The 14,374-nt window shown below is 65.4% G+C and carries 15 protein-coding genes; 3 read left to right on the top strand and 12 right to left on the bottom strand.

The annotated features are described in order from the left end of the window. Together LPJ38_RS17565 and LPJ38_RS17560 are read left to right on the top strand one after the other, a co-directional pair. On the top strand, positions 1–660 hold the full coding sequence (locus LPJ38_RS17565) for a sulfite oxidase-like oxidoreductase (RefSeq protein ID WP_145627952.1): 660 nt from the start codon (positions 1–3) through the stop codon (positions 658–660). Between the two features lie 25 nt (positions 661–685). Further along, entirely contained in the window at positions 686–1,909 is a 1,224-nt protein-coding gene (locus LPJ38_RS17560; protein WP_145627954.1) for a bifunctional alpha/beta hydrolase/OsmC family protein, read from the top strand. 62 nt (positions 1,910–1,971) lie between these two features. Here LPJ38_RS17560 and pdxR read toward each other — a convergent pair whose 3' ends face one another. Beyond that, positions 1,972–3,402, bottom strand: coding sequence for a MocR-like pyridoxine biosynthesis transcription factor PdxR (gene pdxR / locus LPJ38_RS17555; RefSeq protein WP_208750479.1), 1,431 nt, complete (start codon positions 3,400–3,402; stop codon positions 1,972–1,974). A gap of 101 nt (positions 3,403–3,503) precedes the next feature. Here pdxR and LPJ38_RS17550 point away from each other — a divergent pair, with 101 nt between their 5' ends. Next, entirely contained in the window at positions 3,504–4,418 is a 915-nt protein-coding gene (locus LPJ38_RS17550; protein ID WP_145627959.1) for a DMT family transporter, read from the top strand. Here the strand turns inward: LPJ38_RS17550 and LPJ38_RS17545 are convergent. The 11 genes from LPJ38_RS17545 to LPJ38_RS17495 all read right to left on the bottom strand — a co-directional run bounded on the left by LPJ38_RS17545 (position 4,397) and on the right by LPJ38_RS17495 (position 14,207). Then, complete coding sequence (locus LPJ38_RS17545; RefSeq protein ID WP_145627961.1) at positions 4,397–5,455, bottom strand: YeeE/YedE family protein; 1,059 nt, start codon at positions 5,453–5,455, stop codon at positions 4,397–4,399. The two genes, LPJ38_RS17550 and LPJ38_RS17545, sit on opposite strands and share 22 nt — an antisense overlap. A gap of 2 nt (positions 5,456–5,457) precedes the next feature. Then, entirely contained in the window at positions 5,458–6,462 is a 1,005-nt protein-coding gene (locus tag LPJ38_RS17540) for a quinone oxidoreductase family protein (protein WP_145627963.1), read from the bottom strand. 179 nt (positions 6,463–6,641) lie between these two features. Beyond that, positions 6,642–7,973, bottom strand: a complete 1,332-nt coding sequence (paaK, locus tag LPJ38_RS17535) for a phenylacetate--CoA ligase PaaK (protein ID WP_145627965.1) — start codon at positions 7,971–7,973, stop codon at positions 6,642–6,644. A 29-nt stretch (positions 7,974–8,002) separates the two neighbouring features. Further along, positions 8,003–8,452: a hydroxyphenylacetyl-CoA thioesterase PaaI gene (paaI, locus tag LPJ38_RS17530; protein ID WP_145627967.1), complete on the bottom strand. Its 450-nt coding sequence runs from the start codon at positions 8,450–8,452 to the stop codon at positions 8,003–8,005. A 55-nt stretch (positions 8,453–8,507) separates the two neighbouring features. Continuing rightward, entirely contained in the window at positions 8,508–9,590 is a 1,083-nt protein-coding gene (gene paaE, locus LPJ38_RS17525; protein WP_145627969.1) for a 1,2-phenylacetyl-CoA epoxidase subunit PaaE, read from the bottom strand. Positions 9,591–9,720: 130 nt separating this feature from the next. Next, positions 9,721–10,224, bottom strand: coding sequence for a 1,2-phenylacetyl-CoA epoxidase subunit PaaD (gene paaD, locus LPJ38_RS17520; protein ID WP_145627971.1), 504 nt, complete (start codon positions 10,222–10,224; stop codon positions 9,721–9,723). Next, complete coding sequence (gene paaC, locus LPJ38_RS17515) at positions 10,218–10,994, bottom strand: 1,2-phenylacetyl-CoA epoxidase subunit PaaC (protein ID WP_167520198.1); 777 nt, start codon at positions 10,992–10,994, stop codon at positions 10,218–10,220. Before paaC ends, paaD begins: the two co-directional genes overlap by 7 nt. Positions 10,995–11,007: 13 nt before the next feature. Continuing rightward, positions 11,008–11,295 carry a 1,2-phenylacetyl-CoA epoxidase subunit PaaB gene (gene paaB / locus LPJ38_RS17510; RefSeq protein ID WP_145627975.1) on the bottom strand — a complete coding sequence of 96 codons (288 nt, stop codon included), beginning with the start codon at positions 11,293–11,295 and terminating at the stop codon, positions 11,008–11,010. Positions 11,296–11,305: 10 nt separating this feature from the next. Then, on the bottom strand, positions 11,306–12,298 hold the full coding sequence (paaA, locus tag LPJ38_RS17505; RefSeq protein WP_167520199.1) for a 1,2-phenylacetyl-CoA epoxidase subunit PaaA: 993 nt from the start codon (positions 12,296–12,298) through the stop codon (positions 11,306–11,308). A 76-nt stretch (positions 12,299–12,374) separates the two neighbouring features. Further along, positions 12,375–13,241, bottom strand: a complete 867-nt coding sequence (gene paaX, locus LPJ38_RS17500) for a phenylacetic acid degradation operon negative regulatory protein PaaX (RefSeq protein WP_145627979.1) — start codon at positions 13,239–13,241, stop codon at positions 12,375–12,377. 195 nt (positions 13,242–13,436) lie between these two features. Further along, on the bottom strand, positions 13,437–14,207 hold the full coding sequence (locus LPJ38_RS17495) for an esterase/lipase family protein (protein ID WP_145627982.1): 771 nt from the start codon (positions 14,205–14,207) through the stop codon (positions 13,437–13,439). Positions 14,208–14,374: the final 167 nt, after the last annotated feature.

Raw genomic sequence — 14,374 nt, 5'->3', positions numbered from 1 at the left:
ATGAGCGACGAGACGCCATCGGACAGCAAGCTGACGCGCACCAAGCAGAAATGGGCGCACGAGGGGCGCTTCCTCACCGGGAAGATCACGCGGCCGGAGGACCAAAGGCTGCCGCCCGGCCAGCACCTCACCAAGGACTGGCCGGTGCTGGATCTCGGGGTCGTGCCGCCGGTGTCGCGCGAACGCTGGCACCTCGACGTCTATGGCGCGGTCGAGACACCCGTGTTCTGGACCTTTGCCGAGTTCGCGAGTCAGAAGCAGACCCGGTTCACATCCGACATTCACTGCGTGACGACCTGGTCGCGCTATGACAATGAGTGGGAAGGGCTCGCGACCCGCGAGCTGCTCGCACTCTGCCAGCCGCGCGAGGATGCGCAGTTCGTGGTGCTGCACTCCTATGACGGCTACACCACCAATCTCGCACTGGAGGACTTTGCCGCCGAGGACGCGCTGCTCGCCCATAGCTGGTCGGGTCAGCCGCTGACGGAGGAGCACGGCGGCCCGGTGCGGCTGGTCGTGCCGCATCTGTATTTCTGGAAGAGCGCCAAATGGCTCCAGGCCATCGAATTCCGGACCAAGGACGCGCCGGGCTTCTGGGAAGTTCGCGGTTATCACAACCGTGGCGATCCCTGGGCCGAGCAGCGCTATTCGGGCGATTAGGTTCAAGCAAGGACGGGGGAAGCCCATGCCGACGGAACGCTTTCAATTCACGGGCGAAGGCGGCCATCAGCTCTCGGGCGCGCTGGAGCTGCCGGACGGCGAGCCCGCGGCTTTCGCGCTGTTCGCGCATTGCTTCACCTGCGGCAAGGACACGCTGGCAGCCAAGCGCATCGCGGTCGCGCTCGCCGCCAAGGGCATCGCAGTGCTGCGGTTCGACTTCACCGGGCTCGGGTCCAGCGAGGGCGATTTCGCCAATTCGACGTTCTCATCCAACGTTGCCGACCTCGTGCGCGCGGCCGATCACCTGCGCAATGTCCGAAAGGCACCGTCGATCCTGATCGGCCACAGCCTCGGCGGCGCGGCGATCCTCGCTGCAGCAGGCCAGATTCCGGAAGCCAAAGCGGTCGTCACCATTGCAGCGCCCTCCGATCCCGCCCACGTCACTGGTCTCTTCAGCGAGCACCTCGACCACATCCGCACTCGGGGTGAGGTCGAAGTCTCGCTCGCGGGACGCCCGTTCCGGATCAAGCGTGAATTCCTCGACGACATCGTCGAGCAGGAGCTGATGAAGGACATCGCCGGCCTGCACAAGGCGCTGCTGGTGATGCACTCGCCGGTCGACGATACCGTCGGCATCGACAATGCGACCAAGATCTTCGTGTCGGCGAAGCACTCCAAGAGCTTCGTCTCGCTCGACCACGCCGACCACCTGCTGTCGAAACCGGCCGATGCTCTCTACGCAGCCGATGTGATCGCGGCCTGGGCAAGCCGCTACGTCGAGACAGCAAAGCCCGCCAAGGCGATGGATCTTCCCGAGGCGCCGCGCCAGGTCGTGGTGCAGGAGACCCGCAAGAGCAAATTCAACCAGATCATCTCGGTCGGACCGCACCATCTGGTGGCGGACGAGCCTGTGGCTGCCGGCGGCGAGGATGCCGGTCCCGGGCCCTATGATTTCCTGCTCGCAGGCCTCGGCGCCTGCACCTCCATGACCATGCGCCTCTATGCCGACCGAAAATCGCTGCCGCTCGACCGCGTCACCGTCACGCTGAAACATTCCAAGATCCATGCCAAGGACTGCGCGGAATGCGAGACGCGCGAGGGCATGCTCGACCAGATCGAGCGCGACATCGCGATGGACGGCGCTCTCGATGCCGAGCAGCGCAAGAAACTGATGGAGATCGCCGACAAGTGTCCGGTGCACCGGACGCTGAGCTCGGAGATCCGGATCGTGACGAAGGCCGTGGAGTAGCGCGTCATTGTTTGAGCATGATCTTTTTCGGAAAACCGCTTCACACTTTTCCGGATCATGCTCTAGAAGCACGATGCCATTGTCCGCACCGCCGCGCTGATCTCGCTCTCGCGCCAGGCCGCAAAGCCGAGCAGCAGCCCGTGATCTCTGGGACGGCCAACCGCAAGGCTGGACAGAGCTCGCGTTTCGACGCCCGCGGCGACCAGTCGCTTGACCACGGCCTGATCGGCCCGACCGCGCTTGAGGCGAGCGACCAGCTGGATGCCGCCGGGGGGCACCTCAACCGAGAGCACCTCGCCCAGATGCCGCTGCAGCTCCTCGACGAGGTGATCGCGGCGCGCGTGATAGAGCCGGCGCATCCGGCGCAGATGCGCAAGGAAGTGCCCATCGGCAATGAATTCGGCCAGCGCCTCCTGGATGTGGCTGGCGGCGATCAGTCCCGTGTGCTGCTGCGCGATCTCCAACGTGCCGACCAGCGCCGCCGGCGCAACCAGATAGCCGAGTCGGATGTCCGACCTCATCGCCTTCGAGAAGGTGCCCACATAGAACACGCGGCCATGGGCATCCAGCCCTTGCAAGGCCGGCACCGGCCGGCTGTCATAGTGGAATTCGCCGTCGTAATCATCCTCGACGATCCAGGTCTTGCCGGGCCGGCTTGCAGCGAGAAACTCGGTGCGGCGGGCCAGCGACATCAGCCGGCCGGTCGGGTGCTGATGCGACGGCGTCATGAAGATCAGCTTCGGAGCGGCGAGGCCCGGCATGAGCTGCATGCCCTGTTCGTCCAGCCTGATGCCGGTGATGCGCGCGCCGGACGCGCGGAAGGCGGCCGCCGCGCCGGGATAGCCGGGGTCCTCAACCCATACATTGTCCCCCGGCGAAATGAGCGTGGCAGCAATCAAGGTCAGCGCGGCCTGCGCACTCGGAAGGATCATGATCTGGTCCGCCGTGGCGCGAACGTCCCTGCTGGTTGCCAGATAATGCGCCAGCGTCTCACGCAGGCGCAGCCGGTTGACCGGCCCGAGCTCGCGCCTTCCTGCACGCACGGCACTGCGCCGCAGGCACCGCGCCCAGACTTCGTTCGGAAACTCCCTGAAATCGCCAAGCCCGGGACGTAGCGGTTTGAGCTGCCCCCGATAGGACATCGGCCAGTCGGCCCGTTGGAGCTTCGCAGCCCAGGGCGAGAGCCGCGGCTTGCGGGCGCGCTCGCCCGCTGCGGCGGCACCCGCTTGTTTGATGCGTTCGCGCCCGTCGATCATGACCACCGGACGCCGGCCATGGGACGCCGCGAGATATCCCTCGGCCGCGAGTTGCTCGAACGCGTATGTGACTGTGTTGCGCGAGACGCCGAGGTCGCTCGCAAGCTGTCGGCTCGACGGCAGCGCGCGGCCTTTGCCGAGACGCCCGGTCGCGATCAGGCTTCGGAGCTGGCTCGTCAGCTGCGCCACCAGCCCCTCGCCACCGGTCCGCTTCAGCTCGATCAGCCCCGAGACCATCGGGTCAAATACTGGCACCCCGTTCTTCTCCAATCTGGCACTTCTTTTCATGCCAGTTGGGATGTTATCCGGCGTCCCGGACTGCTTCAAGGACCTGCGACATGAACACCCTGTCACCCCGCACCGCCATCGGCCTATTCCTCATCGTGGTGCTGGCCTGGGGCGTGAACTGGTCGGTGACCAAGCAGCTCGTGCAGTTTGTCCCGCCGCTGTGGAGTGCGGCGATCCGGAGCTGGATCGCGCTGGCTGGATTGTTCGTGCTCCTTGGCCTCAGCAACAATCTGGTGATCCCAGAGCGACGCGACATTCCCGTGATCCTGAGCGTGGCGCTGCTGCACATGACGCTGTTCTCGATCCTGGTTGCCGGGGGCCTTCGCTTCCTGCCTGCAGGCAAGGGCGTCGTGCTCGGCTACACCACGCCGCTCTGGGTCGCACTTGCCGCGCCGCTGCTCGGAAAGGACACGCTGACCGCGCCAAAGCTCGCCGGCGCGCTGCTCGGGCTGATCGGCCTTGCCGTCATCCTGAATCCGTCCTCGATCGACTGGAGCAACACCAACGTGCTGCTCGGCGCCGGCATGGTCATCCTGGCCGCAATCTGCTGGGCCGCGAACATCATCTATATGCGCGCGCATCGCTGGATCGGGTCGCCGCTCCAGCTCTTGTTCTGGCAGGTGCTGGTGGCGACGATCGTGCTGTCGGTCGGCGCGATGGCTCTGGATGGCCTCCCGCGTGTGGCGTGGTCGTGGCGGCTTGTGTTGCTGTTTCTCTATTCGGGACTGATCGGAACTGTGCTGGCCTATTGGGCGATGTCGATGGTGAACAAGAGCATCTCGGCCCTGACCACGTCACTCGGCACCACCGGAACGCCGCTCGTCGGCATCGCCAGCGCGGCGATCCTTCTGGGCGAGCCCATCGACATCAGCCTTGCGATCGCGGCCGCGTTGATCGTCTCCGGCATCGGCCTTGCGACGCTCGGCGACCGGATGCTGCGCGGTCAGGCCACCGCGAGTGGCTGAACCCGCAAGCTCCCGCGCAGGCCGGCCGCGGTGCCAAGCAGGATGCCGGCAACGGCAACGAAAGAGCCCAGCGCCAGCGTCGATAGGCCGGTGAGCCCCTGCCCGATCGAGCAGCCGAACGCCATCACGCCGCCGACACCCATCAGCGCGGCGCCGCCGGCCGAACGCAGCATGTGTCGCGGCGAGGAATAGCCTTCGAGCTGAAAACGGCGCGTGGCCAGCGCGGTGATCAGGCTGCCAGCGAAGACACCGGCGACCGTCGCGACGCCGAAGTTGGGCGTCAGGCCGGTCGAGAGCATGGCGTATTGCAGGCTATCGGCGATCGGCGCGACGAAGGTGAGCGACGTCACCGGCACCGGATTGAACTCGTCCGCACCGAGAAAACCGGTGACGAACCAACCACCGGTCACGAGCAGGCCGACGATGACGCCCGCCGCGACCTGACCCGGCGACCGCCGAAACGACGGATGCGCGAATGCAAACAGGATCAGCGCGACGACGATCGCGGAGGTCGCGAGCGCCCGCGAGGTCGCTTCGGCCGCACCGAACGCTGCCAGCAGCGATGGCAGCGAGTTCGCGTTGACTGTGATCTGCGAGGCCTGAACCAGCGCAATGCGCGCCGGCGCGATCAGGCCCTTGAGCGTCATCTGCGCAGCGATGGCGAGCACGATCACGACGACGAAGGACCTGAGATTGCCGCGCCCGAGCAGCACCAGTGCGCGCGAGCCGCAGCCGTTCGACAGCACCATGCCGTAGCCGAACAGGAGGCCGCCGAGGAACAGCACCGGCACCGAGAAGGATTGTTGCAGGTAGATCGATTTGCCGAGGTCCGCCATGCCGCTGCCCGCCAACAATTGGCTGGCGGCGATCGCAACGGCCATCGCCAGCGCATAGGTCCGCACCAGCCGTCCGTCCCCCTGCGCGAGCCAGCCGCGCATGCTGCTCATCAGACAGAAACCGCTGAGCAAGCCAACCGCGCCATAGATCAAGCCAATGACGAGGCCGGCGAGGATGACTAGCTGCGTGGATGACTCCATTTCTAAGGCTTCAGGACCACGCGATCGCGCGAGGAGCCTGCGACGGCGACGTAAGCCTCCTTGGCGCGCTCTAAGGGATAGATCGCGCTCGCCTTGATCGTGAACGGCTTCAGATGCCCGCTCGCAAAGCCCGGGCTGAGGCCCCGAAGCACAGCACCGGTTGCGGCCGAGGACAGACCCAGCGTGTCGATACCGACATAGGTGTGCTGGCCGCGGTAGAACTCGAGGATGTTGAACTGCACGATGCGGTCGATCGCGGCGATCAGGATCTGCCGGCCGCGCAAAGCAAGCGACTTGTGAGCCGCCTGGAAATAGGGATCGCCGACCGTGTTGAAGACGATGTCAGCGCCCTTTCCGCCGGTCAATTCACGCACGCGTTCGGCGACATCGCTCGCGGAGCCGTCGATCACCTCGATCGGCGCATTGGTGTGGCCTTCATAGGCCTCCGCCTTGCGCACCACGCCAATGACGCCTGCGCCTTGCCAGGTCGCGATCTGGACGGCGGCCTGGCCGACCTTGCCGTTAACGCCGAACACCAGCACGGTTTCGCCGCACTTCGGCACGCCGGCCCGACGAAAGCCTTCCATGGCCGTGACGAAGGGAACGCCGATGCCCGCGGCTTCCTCCCAGGACACCGCCTTCGGCTTCTCCACCACGGCATCGGCTTCGACCACGAGATGGGATGCGTGGGTGCCCTCGCGGCGAATGCCGAGATCACCGGACGAGCCGAACACCTCGCGGCCGATCGTGCCGGCCGGACCGTCGATCACCACGCCGGCATAGTCACGGCCAGGCGTGCGCGGGAACACGGCATAGGGCATCAGCCCGGTCGCAGCCTTGACGTCGGACGGATTGACGGCGGCAGCCTTCACTTCGATCAGAAGATCGTCCGGACCGCGCGTGAGCGTTCGACGCTCGACCACCGGAGCGAGCGCAACGGCGTTTTCGGCCTTGGCATTGAGGCGCACGCAGCGCGCTTCGACGGTTAGGGCATCGGCTGGCGACATCGGAAGACCCGCGATTTATCGCCGGCCTTGTCGCCTCTGGGGCCAGTCGAGTCAACCGCCTGCCCTCAACCTGAGGAGCCTGCGAAGCAGGCGTCTCGAAGGATGCAGGCCCCCACTGCTACAGCCAGCCTTCATGGTTCGAGACGGCGCTGCGCGCCTCCTCACCATGAGGAGCAGAGCTAGTCCTTCGGCCGCTTGTCGTAGAGGCGTTTGGCCTTGCCCAGCGAGCGCTCCAGCGTGGCCGGCGCAACCACTTTCACCTTGGAGCTGATCCCGATCGTGTTCTTGATGTGCGTCGAGACGCGCTCGGCATGATCGACGAGCCCCCGGCCGTCCCAGCTTTCCGACCTCGCCTCGGCGATGATGGTCAATTCGTCCATCCGGCCCTCGCGGGTCAGCTCCAGGACGAAATGCCCGCCGCACCAGTCGGTCGCGAGCAGCACCTCCTCGATCTGGGTCGGGAACAGATTGACGCCGCGCAGGATGATCATGTCGTCCGAGCGGCCCGCCACCTTCTCCATCCGCCGCATGCCGGGGCGTGCCGTGCCCGGCAGAAGCCGCGTCAGGTCGCGGGTGCGATACCGGATCACCGGGAAAGCTTCCTTGGTGAGCGACGTGAAGACCAGCTCGCCCTTTTCGCCGTCGGGCAGCACCGCGCCCGTCTCGGGGTCGATCACTTCCGGGTAGAAATGGTCCTCCCAGATGTGCAGCCCGTCCTTGGTCTCGATGCATTCCTGCGCGACACCGGGGCCGATGACTTCCGAGAGGCCATAGATGTCGGTCGCATCCATGTCGAAGGCGTCCTCGATCTCGGCCCGCATTGCATTGGTCCAGGGCTCCGCGCCGAAAATGCCGATCTTGAGCGAGCACTGTCGCGGATCGAGCTTCTGCCGCTTGAACTCGTCGAGGATCGCCAGCATGTAGCTCGGCGTCACCGTGATGATGTCAGGGCGGAAGTCGTTGATGAGCTGTACCTGCCGCTCGGTCATGCCGCCGGAGATCGGCACCACGGTGCAACCGAGCTTTTCCGCGCCGTAGTGCACGCCGAGGCCGCCGGTGAAGAGGCCGTAGCCGTAGGCATTGTGGATGATCATGCCGGTGCGGCCGCCCGCGGCGCGGACCGAGCGCGCCATCACGGCGGACCAAGTGTCGATGTCGGCCTGCGTATAGCCGACGACGATCGGCTTGCCGGTGGTGCCCGATGAGGCGTGCACGCGCACCAGCTTTTCGCGCGGCACTGCGAACATGTTGAAAGGATAGTTGTCGCGAAGATCCGTCTTCACGGTGAACGGAAATTTCGAAAGATCGGAGATCTCGCGGAAATCGGACGGATGCACGCCAGCCTTGTCGAAGGCCTTGCGGTAATGCGCGACATTGTCATAGGCGTGCTTCAGCGACCAGGCCAGCCGCTGCGTCTGCAGCGCCATGATCTCGTCGCGCGAGGCGCGCTCCTGCGCGTCCATCTCGGCGCTATAGGAGCTGCCGCCTTCCTTGCGTCTCGTCAGAGCCATCCTCGTTTCCCCACATTGGTTCGTTCTTCTTATTTGTCTTGCTGCGGCAGCCACGTGCCCGGAATGACACGCGAATGCCCGCGGAATTCCGCGATGACGATATCGCCTGCGGTCACGCGCACGTCGTAGATGCCGGAGCGGCCGCCGCGGGTGACCTCGCGCGCTTTCGCGATGAGGCGGTCGCCGAGCTTGCCGGGCTTGATGAAGGTGATCTGGCCTTGCGCCGCGACGACGCGCTCGTTATGCGAGTTGCAGGCAAACGCAAAGGCGGAATCTGCGAGCGTGAAGATGAAGCCGCCATGGGCGATGCGCTGGCCATTGACCATATCAGGCCGCACCGTCATCGCCAGCGTCGCGAAGCCCGGACCGATCTCGACGATCTCCATGCCGAGGCCCTTGGAGGCATCGTCCTCCGCCCACATCGCGTCAGCACAGGCGCGGGCAATATCCTCAGGCGACAGGGCAGCTTTGACGTTCACGCGCTTCTCCCGGTCAAATATCTACCCACGATGCTCTGCTGCCTGGTCAAAACTGTCAAACATGATCGTAATCGACCACGACCCGCTCCGACGATGGCTTGGCCTGGCAGGTCAGGACGAATCCGGCCTTCAGCTCCCAGGGTTCCAGCGAATAGTTGATGTCCATCGGCGCCTCGCCTTCGACCAGCTTGGCGCGGCAGGTCGAGCACATGCCGCCCTTGCAGGCGAAGGGCAGATCGACGCCGGCGCGCAGCGCGGCATCGAGGATCGCTTCGTCCTCGGCAATGGGCACGTCGCGGCGCTTGCCGTCGATGATGAGGGACGCGATCGCCTTCGGCGGTGCGTCGGGGGCAACGACCTTCTTCGGCCGCGGCTTGCCGCCGAATTCGGAGACGAAGCGCTCGACATGGATACGGTCTTCCGCAATGCCGAGACCGCGGCAGGTCGCCTCGATGTCTTCGCTCATGCCTGACGGCCCGCAGATGAAGACGTGATCGACGCTTGCCGCCGGCACAAGCGAGCGCAAGAGCACCTTCACCTTGTCGCCGTCGAGCCGGCCATGCAGGATCGGGATGTCCTGCTCCTCGCCCGAGATGACGTGGAAGATCGAGAGGCGTTCGATGAAGCGGTCCTTCAGCTCCTCCAGCGCCTCCAGAAACATGATGTTGTCGGTGGCGCGGTTGCCGTAGAACAGGAAGAAGCGGCTGTCCGGTTCGCGCGCGAGGATGCCCTTGGCGATCGACAGGATCGGCGTGATGCCGGATCCCGCGGCAAAGCCGACATGGATGCGCCCGCTATCGGCGGGCGGGATCACGCCGAAGCGACCCGTCGGCGTCATCACGTCCAGCTCGTCGCCGCATTTCAGCTCGTCCGCCGCCCAGCTTGAAAACGCGCCGCCATCGACCTTCTTGACGGCGATACGGATCTCGCCGTCGTCGGGGCCGGAGCAGATCGAATAGGAGCGGCGCACCTCCTCGCCATCGAGCGAGGCGCGGAGGGTGAGGTACTGACCGGGCGTGAAGGCGTAGTCGCCAGCGAGCTCACCGGGAATGGCGAAGGTCATCGAGACCGCGTCGGAGGCCTCGCGGCGGAGATCCTTGACGGCCAGGCGGTGAAAGCGCGGTGCGGTTGCGGACATTACGGGCACCCCGGATTCGAACCGTCATTGCGAGGAGCCCTTGCGACGAAGCAATCCAGGCTCCCACCGCAGAGACAGGCTGGATTGCTTCGCTGCGCTCGCAATGGCGATGAGGTTGGCATCACGGGCCTCAATGGCACTTGAAATAATCGAAGGGTTCGCGGCAGGACTTGCAGCGCCACAGCGCCTTGCAGGAGGTCGAGCCGAATTCGGACAGCAGCTCGGTCTCGTCGGAGCCGCATTGCGGGCAGGCGACGGCCTGCTCGCCGAACAGCGCACGGCGCGAGCTTGCAGGTTGCGGCGGCGCGATGCCGTAGGCGCGCAGCTTGCGGCGGCCCTCCTCGCTCATCCAGTCCGTGGTCCAGGCCGGCGACAATACCGTGCGCACTTTGGGACGACGGAAGCCCGCGCGTTCCAGCGCGATTTCGATTTCGAGCGCGATCATGTTCATGGCCGGGCAGCCCGAATAGGTCGGCGTGATCGCGACCTCGACATCATCGCCGTCGAGCACGACATCGCGAAGCACGCCGAGATCGGCGATGGTGAGCACCGGAATCTCGGGGTCGACCACGCCCGCCGCAGCGTCCCAGGCGCGCTGGCGCACTTCGCTTTCGTGCTCCAGCACCGTCACCATGTCAGCCCCGGAAAGGTGCGCTGCATCGACTGCAAGTTGGACAGGAGATGGCCGAGGTGCTCGCTGTGCCGGCCGGAACGACCGCCTTGCTGCATCCAGTCGTTCTGCGGCAATTCGAGCGTCGCCTCGCGGACGACGTCGGACAGGGTCGTCAGCCAGCGGCCGCGCAGGTTTGCGGGATCAACAGCGATACCGGCGTTGATAAGAGCGCGTTCGCCGTCATCGACGGCAAACATCTCGCCGGTGAAGGCCCAGAGATGGTTGATCGCTCCTTGCGACCGGGCATGGCTTTCGTCCGTGCCGTCGCCGAGCCGGATGATCCACTCCGAGGCATGGCGCAGATGATAGGCGCTCTCCTTCTCCGACTTGGCGGCAATGGCGGCAAGCGTCGTATCGCGCGAGGTCATCATCGCCCGCCAGTAAAGATCGGCGAAGGCGGAATAGAAGAACTGCCGCACCAGCGTCTGGGCGAAATCGCCATTAGGCTGCTCGACCAGCAGCAGATTGCGGTACTGCCGGACGTCGCGCAGATAAGCGAGCTTGTCCTCGTCGTTGTCCTTGCCCTCGGCCTTGGCGGCGTAGCCGTAGAGCTCGCGCGCCTGACCGATGAGATCGAGCGCGATGTTGGACAGCGCCATGTCCTCTTCCAGCATCGGCGCATGCCCGCACCATTCCGACAGCCTGTGACCGAGGATCAGCGCATCGTCGGCGCGGCGCAGCGTGTAGAGCACCAGCGGCGTTTCGGAGACCTGGATGTTGGCGCAAGACATCACTTCAAGCCCATCACATGTGCCCCACTTCTTCCGGCACCTCATAGAAGGTCGGGTGCCGGTAGATCTTCGATTCCGCCGGCTCGAACATCATGCCCTTCTCGGCGGGATCGCTCGCGGTGATCGCGGTCGACGGCACGACCCAGATCGAGAGCCCCTCGCCGCGGCGGGTGTAGATGTCGCGGGCGGCCTGCAGGGCCATCGTCGTATCGCTCGCATGCAGCGATCCCACATGCTTGTGCGCGAGCCCGTTGCGGCTGCGAATGAAGACTTCCCACAGCGGCGTGTTCGGCGTGCCCATAATGATCTCCCTATTCGGCAGCCTGAGCTATCTGACGCTGCGCACGCTTGGCGGCATAGGCGGCCGCCGCCTCGCGCACCCAGGCGCCCTCCTCGTGCGCCTTGCGGCGCGCGGCCATGCGGTCGCGATTACAGGGGCCGTTGCCGGCGAGCACCTGCTTGAACTCGGTCCAGTCGATCTCGGAGTAGCGCCAGTGCCCGTCGGCGTCCTGGATCATGCCGGGATCGGGAATGGTGAGGCCGAGATGGTGCGCCTGCGGCACGGTGGCATCGACGAATTTCTGGCGCAGCTCGTCATTGGAGAAGCGCTTGATCTTCCATTTCGTCGAGGTGTCGCTATGCTGGCTCGTCGCATCGGGCGGGCCGAACATCATCAACACAGGCCACCACCAGCGGTCCAGCGCGTCCTGCGCCATCGCCTTCTGCTCGTCCGAGCCGCGGCACAGCGTCAGCATGATCTCGTAGCCCTGGCGCTGGTGAAAGGACTCCTCCTTGCAGACGCGGATCATCGCGCGCGCATAGGGACCATAGGAGCAGCGGCATAGCGGGATCTGGTTCATGATCGCTGCGCCGTCGACCAGCCATCCGATGGTGCCGATGTCGGCCCAGGTCAGTGTCGGATAGTTGAAGATCGAAGAATATTTCGCTTTGCCCGCGAGCATGGCGTCAACCAGCTCTTCGCGCGAGGTGCCGAGCGTCTCGGCGGCGGCGTAGAGATAGAGCCCGTGGCCACACTCGTCCTGCACCTTGGCGAGCAGCGCCGCCTTGCGGCGTAGTGTCGGCGCACGCGTGATCCAGTTGCCTTCGGGCAGCATGCCGACGATTTCGGAATGGGCGTGCTGGGAAATCTGGCGGGTGAGCGTCTTGCGATAGGCCGCCGGCATCCAGTCGTTCGGCTCGATGCGCTCCTCGGCATCGATGCGGGCCTGGAACTGCGCGGCTTTGCCTGCGTCCTCCAGACCGCGATCGTCGGTCTCGGCCGTGTTCAGCGCTTGGGTGTACATGCGCATCCTCCCGATTTGTTGGCAGGAAATATATAACACAAATTAGTTCATGCAAGATATTTCTGTAACATGTCAGTCAGGCGCCGAACCTCCGTTCCAGGAGCTTCCGCGCCGGCGGCAGGGCTCCCTTCTCGTTGGTTCCATGGCCATCGAGCCATTGTTCTGATGGAGCGAGCAGCGCGCGATAGATCTCGCCACAGAGGTCGCGGGCGGCCCGGCCCGGCCAATCCGCCGGCAGCAGGCTCTCCGGCAGCAGCGGATCGCGCAGCACGACGCGGCGGTAATAGTGGATCAGCAGGATGCGCGCGGTGAAGGCATCGGCTTCTGACAAATCGGCGCCGCGCCCGAGGGCAGCCCGAAGCGGCTCGAAGGTCTTCATGAATTTCAGATAGGCGTCCGCGGTGCGCTGCAGCGGCCAGCTTGCGCTGAGCAACCGGCGGCCGCTGTCATCCTCCGCCGAGACTTCGAGACGGATTGCGCCTGCGGCTTCGTCCGGCACCGGCACGCCCGACGGCGCGACCCAGACGCCCGGCAGCGGACTGCCGAAGCCGGCATTGCGGAGCGCCTCGCGCGAGGCGTCGCGGTCCTCCCCATTGCCGATCAGGAGCAACTCGAAGCGGCCCGTCCAGTCGGAGGGCGGCGGATCGTAGATGTGACGTGTGGCGGCCTCGAAAGTCTGTCGGCCCTTGTCGGCAAGGCGGTAGAAACTGTTGCGGCCGACCTTTTCGCGCATCAGCCAGCCGTCCGCTGCGAGACGGGACATTGCGGTCCGCACCACGCCGCTGTCGATGTCCAGGCTTTCGAAGAATTGCAGCAGCGTGCCGAGCCACACCACACCGCCACGGGGCACGATGGCGTCGCCGAACACGGTGATGACGATGGAGCCGGTGCGCGACGGCTCGCGCTTGAGCTGGTCGATGATGCGGGACAACGGATGCGCCATGCGCGAGGCATAGCGCGTTTGGTGCGGGCGCGACAATGGACGCGAGCGCTAATGCGAGAGCCGGGCTCGATCCTTCGAGACGGCGCTTCGCGCCTCCTCAGGATGAGGTCTGATCGTCTTTTCGTGGCATCCGCGCTCTCAATGCTCATGGTGAGGAACGCGGCAAGGCCGCGCGTCTCGACCATGCAGGCCCGCCTACCGATGCGGGTCGGGATACACCACGCTGCGCCAGCCGCTGCGGTCGAAGGGCTGCCACTGGCCGTCCTTCTGCGCGAGGCGGTCGGCAACCGCATAGACCGCTGCGGGATGATGGCCCATGCCGCAATGGCTGCTTTCCACCTCGATGCTCTCGGTCTGTGCGCCCGACTTCTCCATGCAGCCCTGCCAGGCGCAAACGCCGTCAGTCCGGCTGAAGATGGCGGTGGTCGGCACCGGCGGCGGCACCGCGAGCTCGCCGCCAAAACGCGGATCAACCTCGTCGGCCTTGCGCCCGCTCGCCCATTCGTAGACACGCCATGCGTTGGTCGAGCGCGGATCGCCGGCGAAGGGGCTGCCGAGCGTGATGACCTGGCGCACGCGCTCGGGCATCATCTTGGCGAGCTGGCGCGCATAAAGGCCGCCGAGGCTCCAGCCGACCAGGCTGATCTTGCGGCCGTGCTTGTCGCTGAGCTCTTCGACCAAATCCACCATGGCGTCCTGCACGCCCTCGCGCAGGCCGTAGTTGCGACCTTGACGCCAGCCGCTCACCGCATAGCCCTTGCTGGTCAGAAACGCCCGCAGCGCGCGTGTCGAGACATCGGAGGCTACGAGGCCCGGCAGCACCAGCACCGGATGCCCATCGCCGGGCGGCGCGAGGCTCAGCAGCGGCAGCGCGCCGAGGAATGCGCCGAACTCGTGGATCGCGCGCCCCTCCAGAAACATCAAGGTGCGGGACGGCGGACGCAGCGTCTGGGCAGTTGCGGTCATCAATATTTCCCCTGGGAAGAATTCCTGGAAAGGCCGCCGGCGACGAGGCCGACAAATGGGCATGAATTCCAATGCACCGGCTTCTTGATCGTTCCGCAGCGCAACATGAATCAGCTAGGCGGCCGGTTCCCAACATTCAAGCTGGAGAGGCGCGAGGTCACAATAGG

The sequence above is a fragment of the Bradyrhizobium daqingense genome, assembly GCF_021044685.1.
GTDB lineage: Bacteria > Pseudomonadota > Alphaproteobacteria > Rhizobiales > Xanthobacteraceae > Bradyrhizobium > Bradyrhizobium daqingense.
This window is presented reverse-complemented; position numbering and strand designations above follow the sequence as displayed.

Excerpts from the sequence above, each read along its gene's own strand:
- paaB (WP_145627975.1), bottom strand. The coding sequence starts at position 11,295 with ATGGGCACGCCGAACACGCCGCTGTGGGAAGTCTTCATTCGCAGCCGC.
- LPJ38_RS17495 (WP_145627982.1), bottom strand. The coding sequence starts at position 14,207 with ATGACCGCAACTGCCCAGACGCTGCGTCCGCCGTCCCGCACCTTGATG.
- paaX (WP_145627979.1), bottom strand. The coding sequence starts at position 13,241 with ATGGCGCATCCGTTGTCCCGCATCATCGACCAGCTCAAGCGCGAGCCG.
- LPJ38_RS17560 (WP_145627954.1), top strand. The coding sequence starts at position 686 with ATGCCGACGGAACGCTTTCAATTCACGGGCGAAGGCGGCCATCAGCTC.
- LPJ38_RS17550 (WP_145627959.1), top strand. The coding sequence starts at position 3,504 with ATGAACACCCTGTCACCCCGCACCGCCATCGGCCTATTCCTCATCGTG.
- LPJ38_RS17545 (WP_145627961.1), bottom strand. The coding sequence starts at position 5,455 with ATGGAGTCATCCACGCAGCTAGTCATCCTCGCCGGCCTCGTCATTGGC.
- paaE (WP_145627969.1), bottom strand. The coding sequence starts at position 9,590 with ATGTCCGCAACCGCACCGCGCTTTCACCGCCTGGCCGTCAAGGATCTC.
- LPJ38_RS17540 (WP_145627963.1), bottom strand. The coding sequence starts at position 6,462 with ATGTCGCCAGCCGATGCCCTAACCGTCGAAGCGCGCTGCGTGCGCCTC.
- LPJ38_RS17565 (WP_145627952.1), top strand. The coding sequence starts at position 1 with ATGAGCGACGAGACGCCATCGGACAGCAAGCTGACGCGCACCAAGCAG.
- paaK (WP_145627965.1), bottom strand. The coding sequence starts at position 7,973 with ATGGCTCTGACGAGACGCAAGGAAGGCGGCAGCTCCTATAGCGCCGAG.
- paaC (WP_167520198.1), bottom strand. The coding sequence starts at position 10,994 with ATGTCTTGCGCCAACATCCAGGTCTCCGAAACGCCGCTGGTGCTCTAC.
- paaD (WP_145627971.1), bottom strand. The coding sequence starts at position 10,224 with ATGGTGACGGTGCTGGAGCACGAAAGCGAAGTGCGCCAGCGCGCCTGG.
- pdxR (WP_208750479.1), bottom strand. The coding sequence starts at position 3,402 with ATGGTCTCGGGGCTGATCGAGCTGAAGCGGACCGGTGGCGAGGGGCTG.
- paaA (WP_167520199.1), bottom strand. The coding sequence starts at position 12,298 with ATGTACACCCAAGCGCTGAACACGGCCGAGACCGACGATCGCGGTCTG.